This is a genomic window from Micromonospora sp. DT201 (genome assembly GCF_049841575.1).
GTDB lineage: Bacteria > Actinomycetota > Actinomycetes > Mycobacteriales > Micromonosporaceae > Micromonospora.
Genome location: NZ_JBNCKP010000021.1, coordinates 22,715 through 41,263 on the forward strand (window position 1 = coordinate 22,715; position 18,549 = coordinate 41,263).

Here is an 18,549-nt window from a genome sequence, read left to right on the forward strand (position 1 = left end):
GAACTGAGGTGGCGTGGTGAGGGGGCTGACCGTGCGCCAGGTCCGGGCTCGCTACCTCACGCTCTACGGCCTGCGCTGGCTGCCCACGGGTCTCATGATCCCGGTGATGATCCTGTTGATGCAGGAGCGTGGTCTGTCGCTGCCGCAGATCGGCCTGGTCGGCACCGCGCAGGGGCTGCTCGTGCTGGCGCTGGAGTTGCCGACCGGCGGCCTCGCCGACGCCCTTGGCCGCCGACCGGTGCTGCTGGCCGCCGGAGCGCTCAACCTCGCCTCGCTGGCGCTGTTCGCGGTGGCCGACTCGTTCTGGGTGTTCTTCCTGGTCTGGGCGTTGCAGGGGATCTACCGGGCGTTGGACAGCGGCCCGCTGGAGTCCTGGTACGTCGATGCCACCCTGGCCGCCGACCCGGAGGCCGAATACGAGCGGGGTCTCGGTTACGCGGGCACTGTCGTCGGCGGTGCCATCGGTGCCGGCGCGTTGCTCAGCGGTGGCCTGATCGCACTCGGTCCGATCGGGCCGGTCAGCGCGCTCACGGTGCCGGTGCTGGCCGCCATCCTCGCGCAGGCGGTCGCCTTGATCGCGCTGGTCGTCCTGCTGGTCGAGCAGCGGCCGGCCACCGGATTCGCGGCCATGCGGGCCTCGGTGGTCCAGGCTCCCCGGATGATCGGCGAGGCGGTCGGGTTGCTGCGCCGCTCCCGGGTGCTGCTGGCCCTGGTCGCGGTGGAGCTGTTCTGGGGCTTCGGCATGATCACCTTCGAGTCGCTGCTGCCGGTACGGCTCGCCGAGGTGATTGGCAACCCGGAACGTGCCGCCGCGCTGCTCGGGCCAGCCAACTCTGCCGCCTGGATTGCCTCGGCTGCCGGGGCGGCGCTGACCCCGCTGCTGCTGCGCTGGCTCGGTGCCGCGCCGGGTGCGGCCCTGCTGCGCATCCTGCAGGGGGCGACGGTGGTCGGGATGGGACTGTTCGCCGGGCCGGTCGGCGTGCTCGTGGCCTACCTGGCCTGCTATGCCGTGCACGGCGCGTCCAACCCGCTGCACAGTGGCCTGTTGCATCGGCAGGTCGACGGCCCGTACCGGACCAGCGTCCTCTCCCTGAACTCGATGATGGCGCAGCCGGCCGGCGCGCTCGGCGGGGTGGTCCTGACGGCGCTCGCCGCCGCCACCAGCGTCGGCACCGCCATGGTGGTCGGCGCGGTGGTGCTGGCCGCGGCCGCACCGCTCTACCTTCCCGCCTGGCGGGCCGGCCGACGGGTCGCCGTGGCCCCGACCGAGCCGCTTGCAGACCCGACCGACCCGGCCGCGGGCCCCGCACCTGCCGAGCAGCACGCGAGCCGTTAGCCCGCCGAGCAGCACGCGAGCCGTTAGCCCGCCGAGCAGCACGCGAGCCGTCGGGAAGGGCCGAGCCGTTAGCCCGCCGTGCACCAGGCGAGCCGTTGGGAAGGGCCGATCAGGCGAGGCGGATCGAGGTGAGGTGGTGGGTGTTGGTGAAACCGAGCCGCCGGTAGAGGCGTATCGCCCCGACGTTGTCCGGGTAGACGCCGAGCCCGACGGTGTCATAGCGGGTCAGCAGCGCCCGGGTCATTGCGGCGGTGAGCGCCGCTCCCAACCCGCCCCCTCGCTGGTCGGGAGCGACGGTCAGGCCGGCGAGGAAGCCGATGTCGCCCCGACTGCGGTCCGCCCCGCAGGCCACGAGTCGGCCGCCAGCCCGGATGCCGTACCAGTCCACCACCCGCGGGTCGCCCGGGCGGGAGGTGGAGGTCGGGAACGCCTCGTCGATCAGCGCCTCCAGCGCCGGGTTGTCGGCCTCGGTGAGCCGTACGACCCGCTGCTCGTCCGGCTGCTCCGGCGGGGGCGTACCGGTCCAGAGGAAGTCCCAGTCGTCGTGCCGGCTCACCACCAGCCGATCTGACAACAGGTCACGACCGTGCCGGGGAAGGTGCAGCGACTGCCCCGGGCGCAACACCCCGGCGGCGGCAAGCGCGACACAGATCTCGATCGTCGGCTCGGCCGGGCCGATCGCGTCGCCTCCGTTGCTGTGGCCGGGCGGGAACACCCAGAGCACCGCACCGTCGCGCTGGTAGCCGTGCGCCTCCAGGCCGCGCCAGAGCACCGCCCTGGCGTACGGGTGGTGGTTGGCGGCGGCCAGGACGGCGTCCCGGCCGTGGAGCGCCCGGTCGTCGATGATCATGGCGTCGAGCTTAGGAGCCGGGCCCGGGGCGACCGTGACGGGCCACCCGACATACCCAATCCACCATGGAGATTGGCGAGCCGACCGATTGGGTACATCACGCGCCGACCCACTGGGAACCCCCACCGGAGGACCGACATGCTCGCCATTCTCGCCGCCATCGTCTTTGGCTTCGCCCTGCTGATCGACCTGCTCGACACAGACTTCGGAGCGCCCGACCTGTTCAACTGGCAGACCCTCGTGCTCATCGGGCTGCTCCTGCTCTCGCTCTACCTGGGTGGCGTGGGCAACGGCCCGCGCGGCGGTGGCGGCGGCCGCTGGTACCGAGGCCGCCGCCCCGGTCGTGGCTGACCGGAACCGATCACCGGTGGCGGGCCTACGGCGCGATTCCGGCGTCGTGGGCCCGGCCCGGTACTGTCTTCGTGATGGAGTCCGACGCCCTCTTCTCCCTCGGTGAACCCGCCGGGTCGCGCAGCGCGCCCGCCGGTCCCGCCGGTGTCGACGGCTTCACTGCCGTGGCCGACGATTCGCCCCTGCCCGTCCGGATGCGCCCGGTCACCCTCGACGAGTTGATCGGGCAGGACCACCTGCTCGCCCCCGGTGCCCCACTGCGGCAACTGGTCTCCGGGGGTGCCCCGATGTCGGTGATCCTCTGGGGCCCGCCGGGCAGCGGCAAGACCACCATCGCGCACCTGGTGGCCGGGGCGACCGACCGCCGCTTCGTCGCCATGTCGGCGCTCTCCGCCGGCGTCAAGGACGTGCGGGCGGTGATCGAGACGGCCCGCCGCCAGCGCCGTTCGGGCGGCCCGCAGACCGTGCTCTTCATCGACGAGGTGCACCGGTTCAGCAAGACCCAGCAGGATTCGCTGCTCGCCGCAGTCGAGGACCGTACGGTCACGTTGCTGGCGGCGACCACCGAGAATCCGTACTTCTCGGTCATCTCTCCGCTGCTGTCGCGGTGCGTGCTGCTCACCCTGCAACCGCTGGACGACGAGGCGGTACGGGGCCTGCTGCGCCGCGCGGTCGCCGACAAGCGTGGCCTGGACGGCGTGCTCACCCTGACCCCCGAGGCCGAGGATCACCTGGTCCGGCTCGCCGCCGGTGACGTCCGCAAGGCACTCACCGCGCTGGAGGCGGCGGCAGCCTCCGCCACGGCGCTCGGCAGCGGGCGGATCGACCTCGCCACCGCCGAGCAGGCGGTCGACGTGGCGGCGGTGCGTTACGACCGCGACGGCGACGCCCACTACGACGTGGTCAGCGCGTTCATCAAGAGCATGCGCGGCTCGGATGTGGACGCTGCGGTGCACTGGCTGGCCCGCATGCTGGTCGCTGGCGAGGACGCCCGGTTCATCGCCCGCCGACTCGTCATCTTCGCCAGCGAGGACGTGGGCATGGCCGACCCCAGTGCCTTGAGCGTCGCCACCGCCGCCGCGCACGCCGTCGAGTACGTGGGGCTGCCCGAAGCGCAGCTCAACCTGGCCCAAGCGGTCATCCACCTGGCCACGGCGCCCAAGTCGAACTCGGCCACCACCGCCATCGGCGCCGCGATCGCCGACGTCCGGGCGGGTCGCGGTGGCCCGGTGCCGCGAGGGCTGCGCGACGCGCACTACGCCGGGGCGCGAGGGCTGGGCCACGGTACGGGCTACCGCTACCCGCACGACGACCAGCGCGGCGTGGTCACCCAGCAGTACGTCCCGGACGACCTGGTGGGCACCGACTACTACCAGCCCAGCCCGCACGGCGCGGAACGTTCGGTGGCCACCCGGCTGCCGCTGCTGCGCCGGATCGTGCGTGGCCTGCCGGCCCCGGCCGCCCGTCCGGAGACTCCGACGGCCGAGTCGCAGGTAACGGCACAGACCGCGCCTGCGCTTCCTGGCGAGACCGGTCGCTCGAAGACGGGCACGAGTGCCCCCGGCACGACGCAGGACAGCGGCGCTGACGCCGCAGGAGAGGGTCAACAGTGAGATCGCGTGGTGGGGACCGCCCGGACGAGGGCCCGGACGAGCGGCGCGACCCCCGCGCCAAGACGCGCCGCTGGGGTCGAGGGCGAGCGGCCGAGGCTGAGCCGGAGGAGCCGGTCGCCGGGGAGGAGCTCGGCTGGATCGACGACCTCCGCTCGGCCAAGCAGCAACGTGGCGAGCTGGGTCCGGACGGAGCCCCGGCAGAACCCGCCGGGCCGCGTACGGGTGCGCCGGCAGAACCCGTCGGGCCGCGTACGGGTGCGCCGGCAGAGCCGGCCGGCGCGCGCGGAGGTGCGCCGGTGCCGCCGGAGGCCTCGGCGCCCCCTGCCCCCCGCCAAAGCGAGCCGAGCGGTGCCGCCGCGCGTCGACCAGCCGACGGCCCGTGGCCGGGGGAGGCGCCGCCAGCGGGCCGCCGCCCGGACGACCGTTCACCCGCAGCCGGCCCCGTTGCCCCCACCCAGGGTCAGCCGGCGCGTCGTGGCGTGCAGCCGGCGCCCGGTGCCCGCGCCGCCGTACCGCCGTCGGCCCCCGCCGCCCGCCCGGTTGGCGGCGACCCGGCCAGCCCTCCGGGACCTCGTCCGACTCCCGACGCGCCCGGCGGCCCGGCCCGGCCCCGCCCGGCAACGGCTCCCCCCGGCCCACCCGTGGGCCCACCGACCTCGGAAACCCCGCCCGGTCGTCGTCCGGACGCCGCTGTTCCGCCCGGTCGACGTCCAGACGCTGCCGCCCAACCCGGTCGACGTCCAGACGCTGCTGTTCCGCCCGGTCGACGTCCGGAGGCTGCTGTTCCGCCCGGTCGTCGTCCGGAGGCTGGCGTACCCGGTGGGCATCCGGACGCGACGCCACCGCTGCGCCGCCCGGACGCTGGCGCTGCGGGCCGTCGACCCGGCCCGGAGCCCACCGAGCCCGGCCGGCCACTACCGCCCGCCGATGGCACGCCCGCTGGTCGACGTGCCGCCGGACCGGCAACCGATCCGGCACGGGTTGCCGGGTCCCCTGCCGCCTCCGGCCCGGCCCGCTTCGACGGCGCGCCGGCTGGCGCCGTAACGCCGGACGCGGGCGGCCTGCGGCCTGACCCCGCCATCGACCGTGACCCGCGTACCGCGCGGCGTCGCCCAGGCCCGGTCGACCCGGGGGCACCGGAGCCTGCCGGCAGCCGTGACCCCGAGCGTTCCCGTCCGGCCGCCGCCGGCCGTCGCCGTGCCGCGGAGTCCGACGAGCCCGCTGTTCCCCGCTCAGGAAACGCGCCGCCGGTGCCGGAGGCCGCCGGAGGTCACAGCGGCGCCACGCCCACTGTCGGCCAGGCCGACAGCACCGGTCGTCGCCGTGCCGTCTCCGCCGAGCCGGAGCGACGTACGCCGGCCGGCGGCGAAGCACGGGCGGACCGCCCGGAGCGGCCCGCCGACTGGCTACGCCAAGCCGGCCGCCTGCCGCACACCGACCCCGGCCTGCCGGTGGTCAACCGCCGAGGAGGCACCCCGCCGGCCGCGGGTCGCCGTCCGGCGCCGGCCGCCGACACGGGGGAGCTCGTCGACCAGGCGTCCGGTCGCCTCGGCGTGCCCGACCCGGCTGCGGATCGCACCGCCGGCCGCCGGCCCGCCGGCCCGCCGGCTGATCCGGGCGCGGACGCACCGACCGGTCGTCGTGCCGCCCGACCGGACGCACCAGGATCCACCGGAGAACAGACTCCGCCCTATTCGCCGACGTCCGGCGATCGCGCCACCCGTGGCCGGGGCGCTGCGGCGCCCGTTCCGGACCCCACCGGCCGGCGCGGCCGTCCGGTGGCCGCGCCGGGCACGGACGGAACTCCCGCGTCGGAGCCGACCGGCCGACGACGTCACCCGACGGCCGAGCCTGGCCCGGACGGCCAGGGTCGACCCGCACCCGGCGCCGGTCCCGCCGCACCGGCTCGCGGCGCCGCCCGCTCCGCCCCGCCGGGCCGGGCCCGGCCCATCCCGGGTGACGCACCGGTCCCGGGCACCGGGCGCCGTGGTGCCGACGGCCTGCCCCGCCCCGGCTCGGGTGCCGAGGCGGCCCCCCGGGACGCCGCGCGTCCGGACGGCCCGGCTCGTGCTGCTGTGCCGGGTGTGGATGGTCCGCCGCGTTCGCGTCCGGACGGTCCGGCTCGTGCTGCTGTGCCGGGTGTGGATGGTCCGCCGCGTTCGCGTCCGGACGGTCCGGCTCGTGCTGCCGCCCGCCCACCCGGTGGTGGGCAGCCGCCCCACGCCGACGAGCGGTCGCACGGTGAGCCGAATGCCGGTCCCGGGTCCCCGGCGTCGGCCCGTGGTGGTGCCCCGGCCGGTCGGCCCGCGCCGTCCGACCGTGCGGCAGGGCGTGCCCTGCCTCCGCATCGGGAGCCCGGCCGTTCCGAGCCGAGTGGTGTCACCCCTGTGCCACCGCCGGGTCGCTCCGGCGAGCCCGTCGGTGTGGCCCGTGCTGCCGTCGTGGTGCCGTCCCCGTCCGGTCCGGTGGACCGGCCGGCACCGGAGCCGTCCGGCGGGCCCGCGCTGCGTTCGGCCGGCCAGGACGCGCCCGACGAGGGTGCCGCACCGGGTGCCCGATCCGAGATGCGCCGGCAGTCGCGTGAACGGCGTCGCCTGCGTGTGGCGGTGCTGGTGCTGGTCAGCGTCGTGCTGCTCGGTGCGGTGCCGCTGTTCTTCGGCATCCGGACGCTGAGCCGTGACCCGGTCTTCGACAACCTGGATCAGCTCAACGTGCCCGGCTGGGCCGCCGCGAAGACGGTCGACGACGTCAGCGGCAGCCGGTGGTGTCTGCTCGACTGCCGGCTGCGTGAGCGCACCGTGACCTCGGAGAAGCCGCCGACGGATACGGCGCAGGTCTACGAGGACGCGCTGCGCCAGGACGGCTGGCAGCCGTGGAAGGTGAGCCGCTGCCCGGAGCAGAAGACGAAGGGCAGTTACACCTGCTGGCGCCGCGACGAGTTGACCCTCGACCTGTGGGTACGCGAGCCGACCTGCGTACCGCCGCCGGTCGACGGCGAGCCGGCCGTCGTGCCGTCTACCGATCCGTCGGCCGCTGCGACGGAGTGCACCGGCTCGTTGGTGTCGGTGAAGGTACGCAACGCGATCGACGACGAGCGGACCAGACCGCAGCCGACGACCGACCCGTCACTGACCGGAGAGGACCCGTTCCCCACGGTCAGCGGGGATCCGCTGGGTGAGCTGACACCCTCACCGTCGTGAGCCGGTTTCCACCACGGACGGTAGGGTCTGGGGCTGGCGGGCACGCCCGCTACCGGTGACCGCGATCGCGTGGCGGCCGGTACGGGTACCACGGTTGTGTGTTCCGGGGACGTCGGGTCCTACGGAACTCTGCTTGAGGAGGACAGGCGTGGGCGACATTGGAGCGATTGCGGCGCTGGTCGCGGCGTGCGCGTTCGCGGTGCTGGTGCTCATCCTGACGTTGCCCATCCTGCGGCTGCGGCACACGGTTGACGCCACGACCCGGATGATCAACGACCTCAACGATCGGACCGGCCCGCTGCTCGGTGACGTGAACACCACGGTGAAGAACGTCAACACCGCGTTGGAGCAGGTGCAGACCTCGCTCGACGGCGTGAACCTCCAGCTGGCGAAGGTCGACACCATGACCAGCCACGCGCAGAACGTCACCGCCAACATCGCCAACCTGGCTACCGTCGTCTCCGCCGCGGCGGCCAATCCGCTGGTCAAGGTGGCCGCGTTCGGTTACAGCGTGCGCAAGGCCGCTGCCGGCCGCCGGCACGCCGAGACCGAGCGCGAGGTGCGCGACACCATCAAGCAGCAGCGACGGGCCGCGCGGCGCGGCAACAACTGACCGGCCGGCGCACCAGGAGGTAACGAGACATGAGGCGCTTGTTCTGGCTCGGTATCGGGGTGGCCGTCGGTGTGATCGTGGTCCGCAAGGCGACCCGGACGGCCCAGGCGTACACGCCGGCCGGCATCGCCAGCACGGTGACACAATCCGCTGGCGGGCTCGTTGAGTCGTTGCGTAGCTTCGTGGAGGACGTCCGGGTTGGGATGGCCGAACGCGAGCAGGAGATCCACCAGGCGTTCGCCCAGGGCGAGATGTTCGACGATCAGTTCGCTGACCTGCGGGAAGACCCGCGGATCGGCGATCGAGACATATTTCCGGAGGAACACCAGCGATGAAGACGGCGGAGATCAAGCGGCGGTATCTCGCCCATTTCGAGGCGAATGGCCACACTGTGGTGCCGTCCGCTCCGCTGCCCGCCATCAGCGACCCGAACCTGCTCTTCGTCAACGCCGGCATGGTGCAGTTCGTGCCGTACTTCCTGGGTCAGCAGACCCCCGCGTATCAGCGGGCGGTCAGCGTGCAGAAGTGCATCCGCACCCCGGACATCGACGAGGTCGGTAAGACCAGCCGGCACGGCACGTTCTTCCAGATGAACGGCAACTTCTCCTTCGGCGACTACTTCAAGTCCGGCGCGATTCCGCTCGCGTGGGACCTGGTCACCAAGTCGCAGGCCGATGGTGGGTTCGGGCTGGACCCGGAACGCGTCTGGCCGACGGTCTACCTCGACGACGATGAGGCGTACGAGATCTGGCGGTCGGTGGGGGTGCCGGCCGAGCGGATCGTTCGCCGGGGCAAGGCGGACAACTTCTGGTCGATGGGTATTCCCGGGCCGTGTGGTCCGTGCTCCGAGCTGTTCTACGACCGGGGCCCGGAGTACGGCCGCGAGGGCGGTCCGGCGGTCGACGAGGACCGCTACATGGAGTTCTGGAATCTCGTCTTCATGCAGTTCGAGCGGGGTCCGGGCACCACCAAGGACGACTACCCGATCCTGGGTGACCTGCCGGCGAAGAACATCGACACCGGCATGGGCCTGGAGCGGATGGCCTCGATCCTGCAGGGCGTCGACAACCTCTACGAGATCGACGAGGTTCGGCCGATCCTGGCGCGGGCGGCTGAGCTGACCGGCAAGCGGTACGGCGTGCACTCCGGTCATGTGGCGAGCGAGTCGCACCCGGACGACGTCCGGCTGCGGGTGATCGCCGATCACGTGCGGACGGCGCTGATGTTGATCGGCGACGGCGTTACCCCGAGCAACGAGGGTCGCGGCTACGTGCTGCGTCGGATCATGCGCCGGGCGATCCGGTCGATCCGGCTGCTGGGCTGGCAGGATCGGGCGTTGCCCGAGTTGCTGCCGGTGGCCCGGGACTGCATGGCCCCGTCGTACCCGGAGCTGGCGACCGACTTCGACCGGATCGCGGATTACGCGTACGCGGAGGAGGAGGCGTTCCTGTCGACTCTGCGTGCCGGCACCACGATCCTGGACACCGCGATCGCGGAGACCCGCACCGCGGGTGGCTCGGCGCTGTCCGGGGCGAAGGCCTTCCAGCTGCACGACACGTACGGCTTCCCGATCGATCTGACCCTGGAGATCGCCGCGGAGCAGGGGCTCGCGGTCGACGACGAGGGTTTCCGTCGGCTGATGGCCGACCAGCGGACCCGGGCGAAGGCGGACGCGCAGGCCCGCAAGACGGGGCACGTCGACCTGTCGGCGTACCGGTCGGTGCTCGACTCGGGTGGCCCGGTGACGTTCACCGGGTACAGCGAGGTGTCCCGCGAGTCGACGGTGCGGGCGCTGCTCGGCGCCGACGGCCCGCGTCAGGCGGCGACCGAGGGCGACACGATCGAGCTGGTCCTGGACACCACCCCGTTCTACGCCGAGGGCGGTGGCCAACAGCCCGACCAGGGCATGATCACGGTTGGTGGCGGGCAGGTCGAGGTGCTCGACGTGCAGCAGCCGGTGCCCGGCCTGATCGTGCACCGCGCCCGGGTGATCCGGGGCGAGGTGCGCGCTGGTGAGGCCGGCTTCGCCGAGATCGACACGACTCGGCGCCGGGCGATCTCCCGGTCGCACACCGCCACGCACCTGGTGCACCAGACCATGCGGAACTTCCTCGGCGAGTCGGCCACGCAGGCGGGTTCGCTGAACGCGCCCGGCCGGCTCCGGTTCGACTTCAACACCCCGACCGGGGTGTCGCCGAGCGTCCTGCGGGATGTGGAGCAGCAGGTCAACGAGGTGCTGTTGGCCGACCTGGAGGTGCACGCCTTCATCACCTCGCTGGACGAGGCGCGGCGGATCGGGGCGATGGCCCTCTTCGGCGAGAAGTACGGCGAGGAGGTGCGGGTCGTCGAGGTGGGTGACTACGCCCGGGAGCTGTGCGGCGGCACGCACGTGGCCCGGTCGGCCCAGCTCGGCCTCGTGAAGATCCTCTCCGAGTCGTCGATCGGGTCCGGCGTCCGCCGGGTCGAGGCGCTGGTCGGCATGGATGCCTTCGGCTTCCTGGCCAAGGAGCACCTGCTGGTCTCCCGGCTGGCCGAGCTGTACCGGGTGCCCAACGATCAGGTCGCCGACCGGGTGGAGCAGACCGTCACCCAGCTCCGGGACGCGGAGAAGGAGCTGGAGAAGCTGCGCGCCCAGCTGGTGCTGGGCGGTGCGTCCGCGCTCGCGGCGCAGGCCAAGGACGTGCGCGGGGTCGCGTACGTGGGCACCGAGGCACCCGAGGGTGCGGCCGGCAACGATGTGCGGACCCTGGCCCAGGAGATCCGCGGCAAGATCGACCCGGCGCGGCCGGCGGTGGTCGCGGTGGCGGCTCGGTCGAACGGCAAGGCGTCCCTGGTGGTGGCGGTCAATGCGGCCGCGCGCAGCCGGGGTCTGGCCGCCTCGGAGCTGGTGAAGGCGGCGTTCTCCGGGCGCGGTGGTGGCAGCCCCGACCTGGCCCAGGGTGGCGGCCTGCCCGCGGCCGAGGCCCCGAACCTGCTGCTCACCGTCGAGAAGGCGATCACTGAGGCGTGATGGGCGATCACTGTCAGCCAGGGCGGACCGCTTGGTCCGCCCTGGCGCGTTCCACGTCGGTGGTGACCGTCGGTGGCTGAACTGACACGTGGTGTGCGGATCGGGGTGGACGTCGGTCAGGTACGGGTGGGGATCTCCCGCTCGGACCCGGACGGGATCTTGGCAACACCGCTGGTCACGCTGGCCCGGGATCTGACGGCGGCGCCCGACGCGGTGCCGAGTGACCTCGCCGAGTTGGCCGCGCTTGTCGCCGAGCACGAAGCCGTGGGGGTTGTCGTCGGCCTTCCGGTCAATCTCGCCGGCAAGCACGGCCCTGCGGCCGTCCATGTGAAGGCGTACGCTGACCGACTGGTCGATGTGATAGCGCCCGTCCCGGTAACCCTCACTGACGAGAGAATGTCGACCGTGGTCGCTTCTCGTAGGCTTGCCGAGCGTGGCGTCCGAGGTAAACGTCAACGTGCGGTTGTCGACCAGGCAGCCGCAGTCGAGATCCTGCAGAGCTGGCTGGACGCGCAGCGGAGGCGGACGTAATGATCGACGATCTGGACCTTGGGTTCGATGAGCCGGAGCGGGGGGAGAAGGGCCGGCACCGGCGCAGCTTCGTCCGCAAGCGCAACGGCCGGTCCGGTGGCGGCCGGGGCAAGACGATCCTGGCCTTGCTGATGGCCCTGATCCTGTTGGGCGGCATCGGCGGCGGCGCGTTCTACGGCTTCGACCGCATCCAGAACTACTTCGTCACCCCCGACTACGACGGCGCCGGGTCCGGTGAGATCACCGTCGAGATCAAGAGCGGTGCGCTGCTGGCCGACATGGCAGACGCCCTCGTGGCGGCCGATGTGGTCAAGAGCCAGAAGGCGTTCGTCGAGGCGGCTGAGGCCAACTCGCGCAGCAAGAACATCCAGCCGGGCACGTACAAGCTGCGCAAGCAGATGAGCGGCGTGAACGCCGTCACCGCGATGCTCGACCTGAAGAACAAGATCGTCAACGGGCTGACGATCCCCGAGGGTCGTACGAGCTTCAACATTTACAAGCTGCTCTCCGACAAGACCAAGATCCCGGTCAAGGACTTCCAGGCCGCCGCGAAGGACCCGGAGGGGCTCGGCATCCCGGATTGGTGGTTCAAGCGCGACGACGGCAAGAAGGTCGTCAAGTCCGTCGAGGGCTTCCTCTTCCCGGACACGTACGAGATCCCGCCGAAGTCCACGGCCGAGAGCATCCTCAAGCTGATGGTGAACCGTTTCCTCTCGGTGAGCGGAGAGATGAAGTTCGCCGACCGGGTGCAGGAGGAGCGCAAGGTCAGCCCGTACGAGGCGCTGATCGTGGCCTCACTGGCCCAGGCCGAGGCCGGCAACAAGGACGACCTCGGCAAGGTCGCCCGGGTGGCCTACAACCGGGCGTACGGCGAGTTCCCGTGCAACTGCCTGGAGATGGACGTCACGGTCAACTACTACCTGGAGTCGATCGGCAAGCCGACCAAGTCGTCCAAGCAGATGACCGAGTCCGAGCTGAACGACCCGAAGAACCCGTACAACCGCAAGCTGCCCGGCATGATCCCCACCCCGATCAACAACCCGGGCAAGCAGGCCCTGGAGGGGGCGATGGACCCGCCGCCCGGCAAGTGGCTCTACTTCGTGGCGATCGACAAGCAGGGCCACTCGGAGTTCGCCGAGACGTACGAGCAGCAGAAGCGCAACGAGAACAAGGCTCGGGAGGCCGGCATCATCTGACGGCATGTCCGGCGGGTGCGGGAGAGCGGGGGAGTGTTGCGGAGCGTGGCGAAGGCGGCCGGCGGTGATCGTGTCGACCCGTAGGGCTGCGGTGCTGGGCAAGCCGATCGCGCACTCCCTCTCCCCGGTGATCCACAACGCTGGGTACGCCGCCGCCGGGTTGACCGGCTGGTCGTACACCCGGATCGAGTGCGCGGCGGCGGAGCTGTCGGATCTGGTCGCCGGCCTGGGCCCGGAGTGGGCCGGGTTGTCGGTGACCATGCCGGGCAAGGAGGCGGCGCTCGCCGTGGCCGACGCCGCGTCGCCGGTCGCCGTCGCTGTCGGCGCGGCCAACACGTTGGTACGCCGTCCCGACGGCTCCTGGTACGCGGACAACACCGACGTCGCCGGCATGGTGCAGGTGCTGACCGATGCCGGGGTGGTGGCCGGTGCTGCCGTGACGGTGCTCGGTGCGGGCGGTACGGCCCGCGCCGCGCTCGCCGCCGCCGCGCAGTTGGCCTGCCCGTCGGTGACGGTGGTGGCCCGCCGTGCGGCGGCGATCGACGAGTTGCGACCGGTGGCGGGCGCCTTGGGTGTCACGCTGACCTCCGCCGGCTGGGCCGACGCGCACCGGCACCTCTCCGCCGCCGAGGTGGCTGTCTCCACCGTGCCGAAGGGGGTTGCCGACCCGCTGGCCGGCGCGGTGGCCTGGCGGCCGGGCGCGGTGTTCTTCGACGCGCTCTACGATCCGTGGCCCACGCCGCTGGCTGCTTCCGCTGTCGCGGCCGGCCTGTGCGTGGTGTCCGGTCTGGACCTGCTGCTGGCTCAGGCGGTTGGGCAGTTCGAGCAGTTCACCGGCGTGGCCGCCCCGGTCGAGGCGATGCGGGCAGCGCTGGTAGCCGTGGGGTTGACGCCGGGGCGCCTTAGCTGAGAGTTAAGACGCGCTTACGGGAAACTGTCCTGCGTACGACATTGCGTGGTCATCGATACGCTGCTCACCGTTACGGAAGCAGATACAGGGAGTTTCCTTGACCAGGCATGGACTGCATCGTGTCACTCGGCACCGCACCGCACCTCGGCGCAGGGCGATCGCCATCGGGGTGGTCGGCGGCGCGGTGGTCGCTGGCATCGTGGCGACCATGATGCCGCTGCTGGCCAGTGACGATTTGTCGATCCGGGCGGCGGCGGACACCACCGCGACCGCGGTGTCGCAAGACGGTGACAATGCGGCCAAGGCGACGCTGGCCACCTGCTCGACGCGTTGCGACGGCAACCCGAGCGGTGGCCGCGAGGCGGTCATCGAGTTCGTCGTGACCACCGTGCCGGCCACCGCGGTCAACGTCCGGGCGACGCTGCGGGTGCACGCCTGGCAGCAGTTCGCCGCCACGGTGACGGCGCACGCCTCCCCGCTGAGCGCGCGCGAGGCGCGGCCGGCCCTGGCGTCGGCTGGTGACGAGTTGGACAGCGTGACGGCTGTGTCCAGCGGCTTCAACGAGTGGGACATCTCCAAGCTGGTCACCGGCAACGGCACCTGGACGGTCTCGCTGGTGCAGAGTGGCCTGGAGAGCCGGATCTACTGGGCTTCGGTCGACAACCGCAACCCGGTCCTGCGCCCCAGCCTCGTCGTCAGCTACGACATGGGGGCCCGACCGTCGTCGTCGCCGACCACCCGGCTGACGCCGAGCGCGCCGCGTACCACCACCGTCTCGAAGCCATCGCCGACGGTCGCGCCGACCCGGACACCCTCCGCTGCGGCAACCCCCACCAGGCCCACCGGTGGGTGCGGCTCGGTGTCGGACAAGCTCGTCCCCTCCTGTGGCGCCTGGTGGGGCATGTACTCACCCGCCGGGGCGGCCGGCGGCTGGGACCATGGCAAGGCTGTCACCGATGTGGAGACGCAGGTCGGGCGCAAGTTCGACATCGTGCACCGCTACCACGACTTCTCCAACGCCGGCAGCAACGGTGCCTTCCCCGACGTCTACGAGTTGCAGCAGATGCGCGAGGGCCGGCTGATGTTCTTCGCCTGGGAGTCCCGCGACTTCTCCGCCGGCACCGTCCTGACCTGGTCCGATGTTTACAGCGGCAGGCAGGACGAGACCATCGACGCGGTCGCGGGTCGCATCCGCGCCGCTGGCGTGCCGGTCTTCATGGGTTTCGACCACGAGCCGGAGGACGAGCCGGCCAAGGGCAGCGACGCCGACTTCGTCCGCGCCTGGCGCTACGTCCACGAGCGGTTCGCGAAGGCGGGTACGACGAACGCGGTCTGGGTCTGGACAATGATGGGCTGGTCCGGTCACTATTCCCGGTACGCCGGCCTGTACCCCGGTGACCACTACGTCGACTGGGTGGCCTACGACCCGTACAACTTCCACGTCTGCAACGGCAGCACGGTGTGGAAGAGCCCGAGCACGACCGTGGGCGGTTTCTACGACTGGTTGAACGGCAACGGCATCGGCACCGGCAAGCCCCGGATGCTCGCCGAGTTCGGCACCAACTTCAACGCTGCCGACCCGGGCGCCAAGCAGCGGTGGTTCCAGCAGCTTCCGGCGGCATTGAAGGCACACCCGAAGATCAAGGCCGCTATCTACTTCAACTCGGCGGGCATGACCAGCCGTACGGCAAACTGCGACATGACGATGAACCACGATGTCTCGGCGGTGGCGGGCTTTGCGCAGGCCGGACAGGATCCGTACCTGCGGCAGGCCACCGGAGGCAGTCGCTGACGTTCACTCGGGCGGTGGAGGAGGACTGATGGCGGTGGCGGATGCCAGGTGGCCGCGTGCCATGGACGTGCTGAGCCCAGTCGCCGGTCCAGTGGACGGCGGTGTCGGCCGGTGGTGCTGATCTACGCTCTGGGGGCAGCGTCGGTGCTGCTGCCGGCCGTCCTGATCCCCGTGGTGGCGACCCGTTGGGGTCCGGCCGCACTGGAGAGCCGAACGGCAGACCGACTGCGCGCCGCAGTGGTCGGGCTCACCGAGGCTCTCGGCCGACTCGGGGCCGCGCTCGTCGTCCTGCTCGCCGGGTCGGCGGCGGTGGTGACGATCTGCTGGCCCTTCGGTGAGGCGCTGTCCAGGTTGGAGCCGTCGGTCGACAACCCGGTCTTCGACTACGTCCATGCCCGCCGTGTCGAGGTATGGGCCGACATCAACTCGTTCGTCACCGCGCTCGGGGACCGGTACCCGCTCAAGTGGGTGACGGTGGTCGCGGCGGTCGGCTTCGCCATCGCCTGGCGACGTCGTCGTTGGTGGATCCCGCTGCTCGTGATGCCGTTGCAGTTCGTCCTCGAGCAGTACACCCAGCAGGTCCTGGCGCTGACCGTCAACCGGGGCCACCCACCCACGGACCTCGGCACCTATCCCTCTGGCGGCTGCGCCCGGGTCATGCTCACCTTCGGCACCATCGCGGTGCTGGCGGGGCTGACCTGGAACGTCCCGCGACGGGGTCGAATCGCCATCGCGACCGCGCTGGCCGTGCTGGTCTCCGTGGAGGGTTACACCCGGATCTATGCCGAGAAGCACTGGCTCACGGATGTGATCGGTGGCTGGGTCTTCGGTGTTCTGCTGGTCAGCGTGATGGTTCTGACGGTCCTCGTCGCCGAGGGTCGGGTGCGTCCACCCCTACGGTCCGCGAGCGCGGCACCCGTCGAGGTCGCGACCGCCGCCTGACCCGTTCTGCGTTGCCGCTCGGCCACGGGGATGCACGAGGTGTCTGACACCCGACAGCGAAACGGCTCCGCCGTCGTCACGTTGGGCTAGCGACCGTCCAATCGGCGGATATCGCCAAGCGTGATCGACAGGGCACGCTACGCAGGTTCTCGTCCAACTTGGAGGCGCAGCGTGCCCGAAATTCCGCTCTCTCGGCGATCTGTACGATTCCGTCTCCGCGCGGCGGCAGTCGGTCTGGTGACCCTGGCCGCGGTGTTGACGGTCCCCTCCGCCGCCTCGGCGGCCGTGGTGCCGGCTCCCGAGACGGCGACCCTGGTGTCGACAAATCCCGCCGACAACACCCCGCATGGCCGCGATGGTGAGAGCCGCGCCTTCGCGCAGGTCGGCTCGCAGGTGTACGTGGGGGGTAGCTTCACCCAGATTCGGCAGAATGCCAGCGCCGCGTGGCTTACGCGCAGTTACCTGTTCGCGTACGACCGGACCAGCGGAACCATCTCGACCACGTTCCTGCCGGCTCTCGACGGCCCGGTCAACAGTCTGCTCGCCGGCCCGAACGGCACGCTCATCGTCGGCGGCGGGTTCAAGACCGTCAACGGCGTCTCCCGCAAGAACCTGGTCGCGCTGAACCCGACGACCGGGGCGACCATCGACAGTTGGGTCGGTCGCTCCGACGGCGGCATGATCCGGGACATGGTGCTGCGCGGCAACTGGCTCTACGTGGCCGGCGCCTTCAACTGGTTGAACGGCGCTGCGCACTCCGGGCTGGGTCGGCTCAACGCCACCACCGGCGCGATCGACCCGACCTTCAACATCAACGCCACGGTCGGGCGGCACGGCACCGGCTCGTACGGCTGGACGATCGATGTCACGCCGGACGGGCGGACCATGATCGCCGGCGGCAACTTCACCCTCGTGAACGGACTGTCCCGGAACCAGATGGCGATGATCGACCTCTCGGGCACGCCGACGCTGCTGGACTGGAGCACCGAGAAGTTCGTCGCGCCGTGCGCGTCACCGGAGACCTTCGTGCACTACGTCCAGGATCTGAAGTTCGGTGCGGACGGCAGTTGGTTCGTCGTCGGCACCAACGGCGGTGGCGGCTGGCCGGCGGCGTACTGCGACGCGCTGATCCGGTTCGAGACCGCGAACCGGGGTAGCGGTCAGCTTGGCACCTGGGTCGACTACACCGGCAACGACACCATCACCTCCGTGGAGGTGGCCGACAACGTCATCTACCTGGGCGGGCACTTCCGCTGGTTGAACAACCCGAACGCCACTGACGCCGCCGGCGACGGCGCGATCGACCGACTCGGCATCGCCGCCGTCACTCCGGCGACCGGCTTGCCGGTCGCCTGGAATCCCGGGCGCCGTGGCAGCGCGTCCATGCCGGCTGGCACGAGCACCTGGGGCTCGCAGGTCCCCGTGCTCTGGCGAGGTAGTGACGGGCTCTACTTCGGGCACAACTCCGACGGGATGGGCAGCGAGTACCACGGCAGGCTCGGTATGTTCCCGCTCACCGGCGGTCGCACCTTCGCCCCGAAGAACCCGCCGACGGCGACCACCGGCAATCTCTACCTCGGCACCGGTGAGGGTCAACTCGCCAAGGCTTCGTTCAACGGCGCGAGTGTCGGTGCCCCCACCACGGTCAGCCAGCCCAACTACACAAGTGCCGGTGCGACCTGGCGGGTGAGCGACCGCATCTATTGGGCGCACACGGTGGCCGGTGCCCCCACCGGCAGCCGGATCGACGTCTCGATGTTCAGCGGCGGCGCCATCGGTGTCCCCTGGGAATCGTCGGGGTTCAACGACTGGTTCAACGCCGCCGGCCTGACCGGCGCGTTCTACCTCAACGGCCGGTTGTACTACACGCGCAGCGGTGCCAACGCGCTCTACTACCGCTATTTCGAGATCGACGGCAACTATCTGGGTGCCACCGAGTTCAGCCTTCCCACCACGGGTGTCACCTGGTCGTCGGTGCGAGGCATGGCCTGGGTCGGCGGCCGGATCGTGTACGGCGGGAGTGACGGCACGCTGCGGAGCGTGTCGTTCGATCCCACGGCTGGTGTGGCCGTCGACGCCGCGACCAGCAGGGTGATCGCACCGGCGAGCGGAGTGCTGACCTGGTCCACGCCCCGGATTTTCTTCTCCGTGCAGTGACGACGAGCCCTACCGTCACGGAGAATCGATAGATCACGGTCGGGCCGG

Annotated in this window: 15 protein-coding genes; 14 read left to right on the top strand and 1 reads right to left on the bottom strand. The window is 71.4% G+C overall.

Annotated elements, in window-relative coordinates:
* Positions 1–16: 16 nt before the first annotated feature.
* Positions 17–1,336, top strand: coding sequence for an MFS transporter (locus tag ACLQ28_RS27505; RefSeq protein WP_425689156.1), 1,320 nt, complete (start codon positions 17–19; stop codon positions 1,334–1,336).
* A gap of 109 nt (positions 1,337–1,445) precedes the next feature.
* Here ACLQ28_RS27505 and ACLQ28_RS27510 read toward each other — a convergent pair whose 3' ends face one another.
* Positions 1,446–2,186, bottom strand: coding sequence for a GNAT family N-acetyltransferase (locus tag ACLQ28_RS27510; protein ID WP_425689157.1), 741 nt, complete (start codon positions 2,184–2,186; stop codon positions 1,446–1,448).
* Between the two features lie 138 nt (positions 2,187–2,324).
* Between ACLQ28_RS27510 and ACLQ28_RS27515 the strand changes: the two genes are divergently transcribed.
* From ACLQ28_RS27515 to ACLQ28_RS27575, 13 genes are all read left to right on the top strand, one after another.
* The gene (locus ACLQ28_RS27515; RefSeq protein ID WP_425689158.1) at positions 2,325–2,537 is read left to right on the top strand and encodes a hypothetical protein; all 213 of its coding nucleotides are present in this window, start codon (positions 2,325–2,327) and stop codon (positions 2,535–2,537) included.
* A 74-nt stretch (positions 2,538–2,611) separates the two neighbouring features.
* Positions 2,612–4,150, top strand: a complete 1,539-nt coding sequence (locus ACLQ28_RS27520; RefSeq protein ID WP_425689159.1) for a replication-associated recombination protein A — start codon at positions 2,612–2,614, stop codon at positions 4,148–4,150.
* A gap of 495 nt (positions 4,151–4,645) precedes the next feature.
* Complete coding sequence (locus ACLQ28_RS27525; protein WP_425689160.1) at positions 4,646–5,194, top strand: hypothetical protein; 549 nt, start codon at positions 4,646–4,648, stop codon at positions 5,192–5,194.
* Between the two features lie 1,520 nt (positions 5,195–6,714).
* A complete protein-coding gene (locus tag ACLQ28_RS27530) occupies positions 6,715–7,350 on the top strand; it encodes a hypothetical protein (protein WP_425689258.1) in 636 nt (211 codons plus the stop codon).
* A gap of 148 nt (positions 7,351–7,498) precedes the next feature.
* On the top strand, positions 7,499–7,963 hold the full coding sequence (locus ACLQ28_RS27535) for a DUF948 domain-containing protein (RefSeq protein WP_425689161.1): 465 nt from the start codon (positions 7,499–7,501) through the stop codon (positions 7,961–7,963).
* Between the two features lie 29 nt (positions 7,964–7,992).
* A complete protein-coding gene (locus ACLQ28_RS27540) occupies positions 7,993–8,298 on the top strand; it encodes a hypothetical protein (RefSeq protein ID WP_425689162.1) in 306 nt (101 codons plus the stop codon).
* Positions 8,295–10,973, top strand: a complete 2,679-nt coding sequence (gene alaS / locus ACLQ28_RS27545; RefSeq protein ID WP_425689163.1) for an alanine--tRNA ligase — start codon at positions 8,295–8,297, stop codon at positions 10,971–10,973. Before ACLQ28_RS27540 ends, alaS begins: the two co-directional genes overlap by 4 nt.
* 72 nt (positions 10,974–11,045) lie before the next feature.
* Positions 11,046–11,504: a Holliday junction resolvase RuvX gene (ruvX, locus tag ACLQ28_RS27550; protein WP_184184558.1), complete on the top strand. Its 459-nt coding sequence runs from the start codon at positions 11,046–11,048 to the stop codon at positions 11,502–11,504.
* The gene (gene mltG / locus ACLQ28_RS27555; protein WP_425689164.1) at positions 11,504–12,700 is read left to right on the top strand and encodes an endolytic transglycosylase MltG; all 1,197 of its coding nucleotides are present in this window, start codon (positions 11,504–11,506) and stop codon (positions 12,698–12,700) included. Before ruvX ends, mltG begins: the two co-directional genes overlap by 1 nt.
* 67 nt (positions 12,701–12,767) lie before the next feature.
* A complete protein-coding gene (locus tag ACLQ28_RS27560; protein ID WP_425689259.1) occupies positions 12,768–13,610 on the top strand; it encodes a shikimate dehydrogenase in 843 nt (280 codons plus the stop codon).
* A 97-nt stretch (positions 13,611–13,707) separates the two neighbouring features.
* On the top strand, positions 13,708–15,402 hold the full coding sequence (locus ACLQ28_RS27565; protein ID WP_425689165.1) for a glycoside hydrolase: 1,695 nt from the start codon (positions 13,708–13,710) through the stop codon (positions 15,400–15,402).
* Positions 15,403–15,513: 111 nt separating this feature from the next.
* Positions 15,514–16,344: a phosphatase PAP2 family protein gene (locus tag ACLQ28_RS27570; protein ID WP_425689166.1), complete on the top strand. Its 831-nt coding sequence runs from the start codon at positions 15,514–15,516 to the stop codon at positions 16,342–16,344.
* 180 nt (positions 16,345–16,524) lie between these two features.
* Positions 16,525–18,501 carry a hypothetical protein gene (locus ACLQ28_RS27575; RefSeq protein ID WP_425689260.1) on the top strand — a complete coding sequence of 659 codons (1,977 nt, stop codon included), beginning with the start codon at positions 16,525–16,527 and terminating at the stop codon, positions 18,499–18,501.
* The last annotated feature ends 48 nt before the right edge of the window (positions 18,502–18,549 follow it).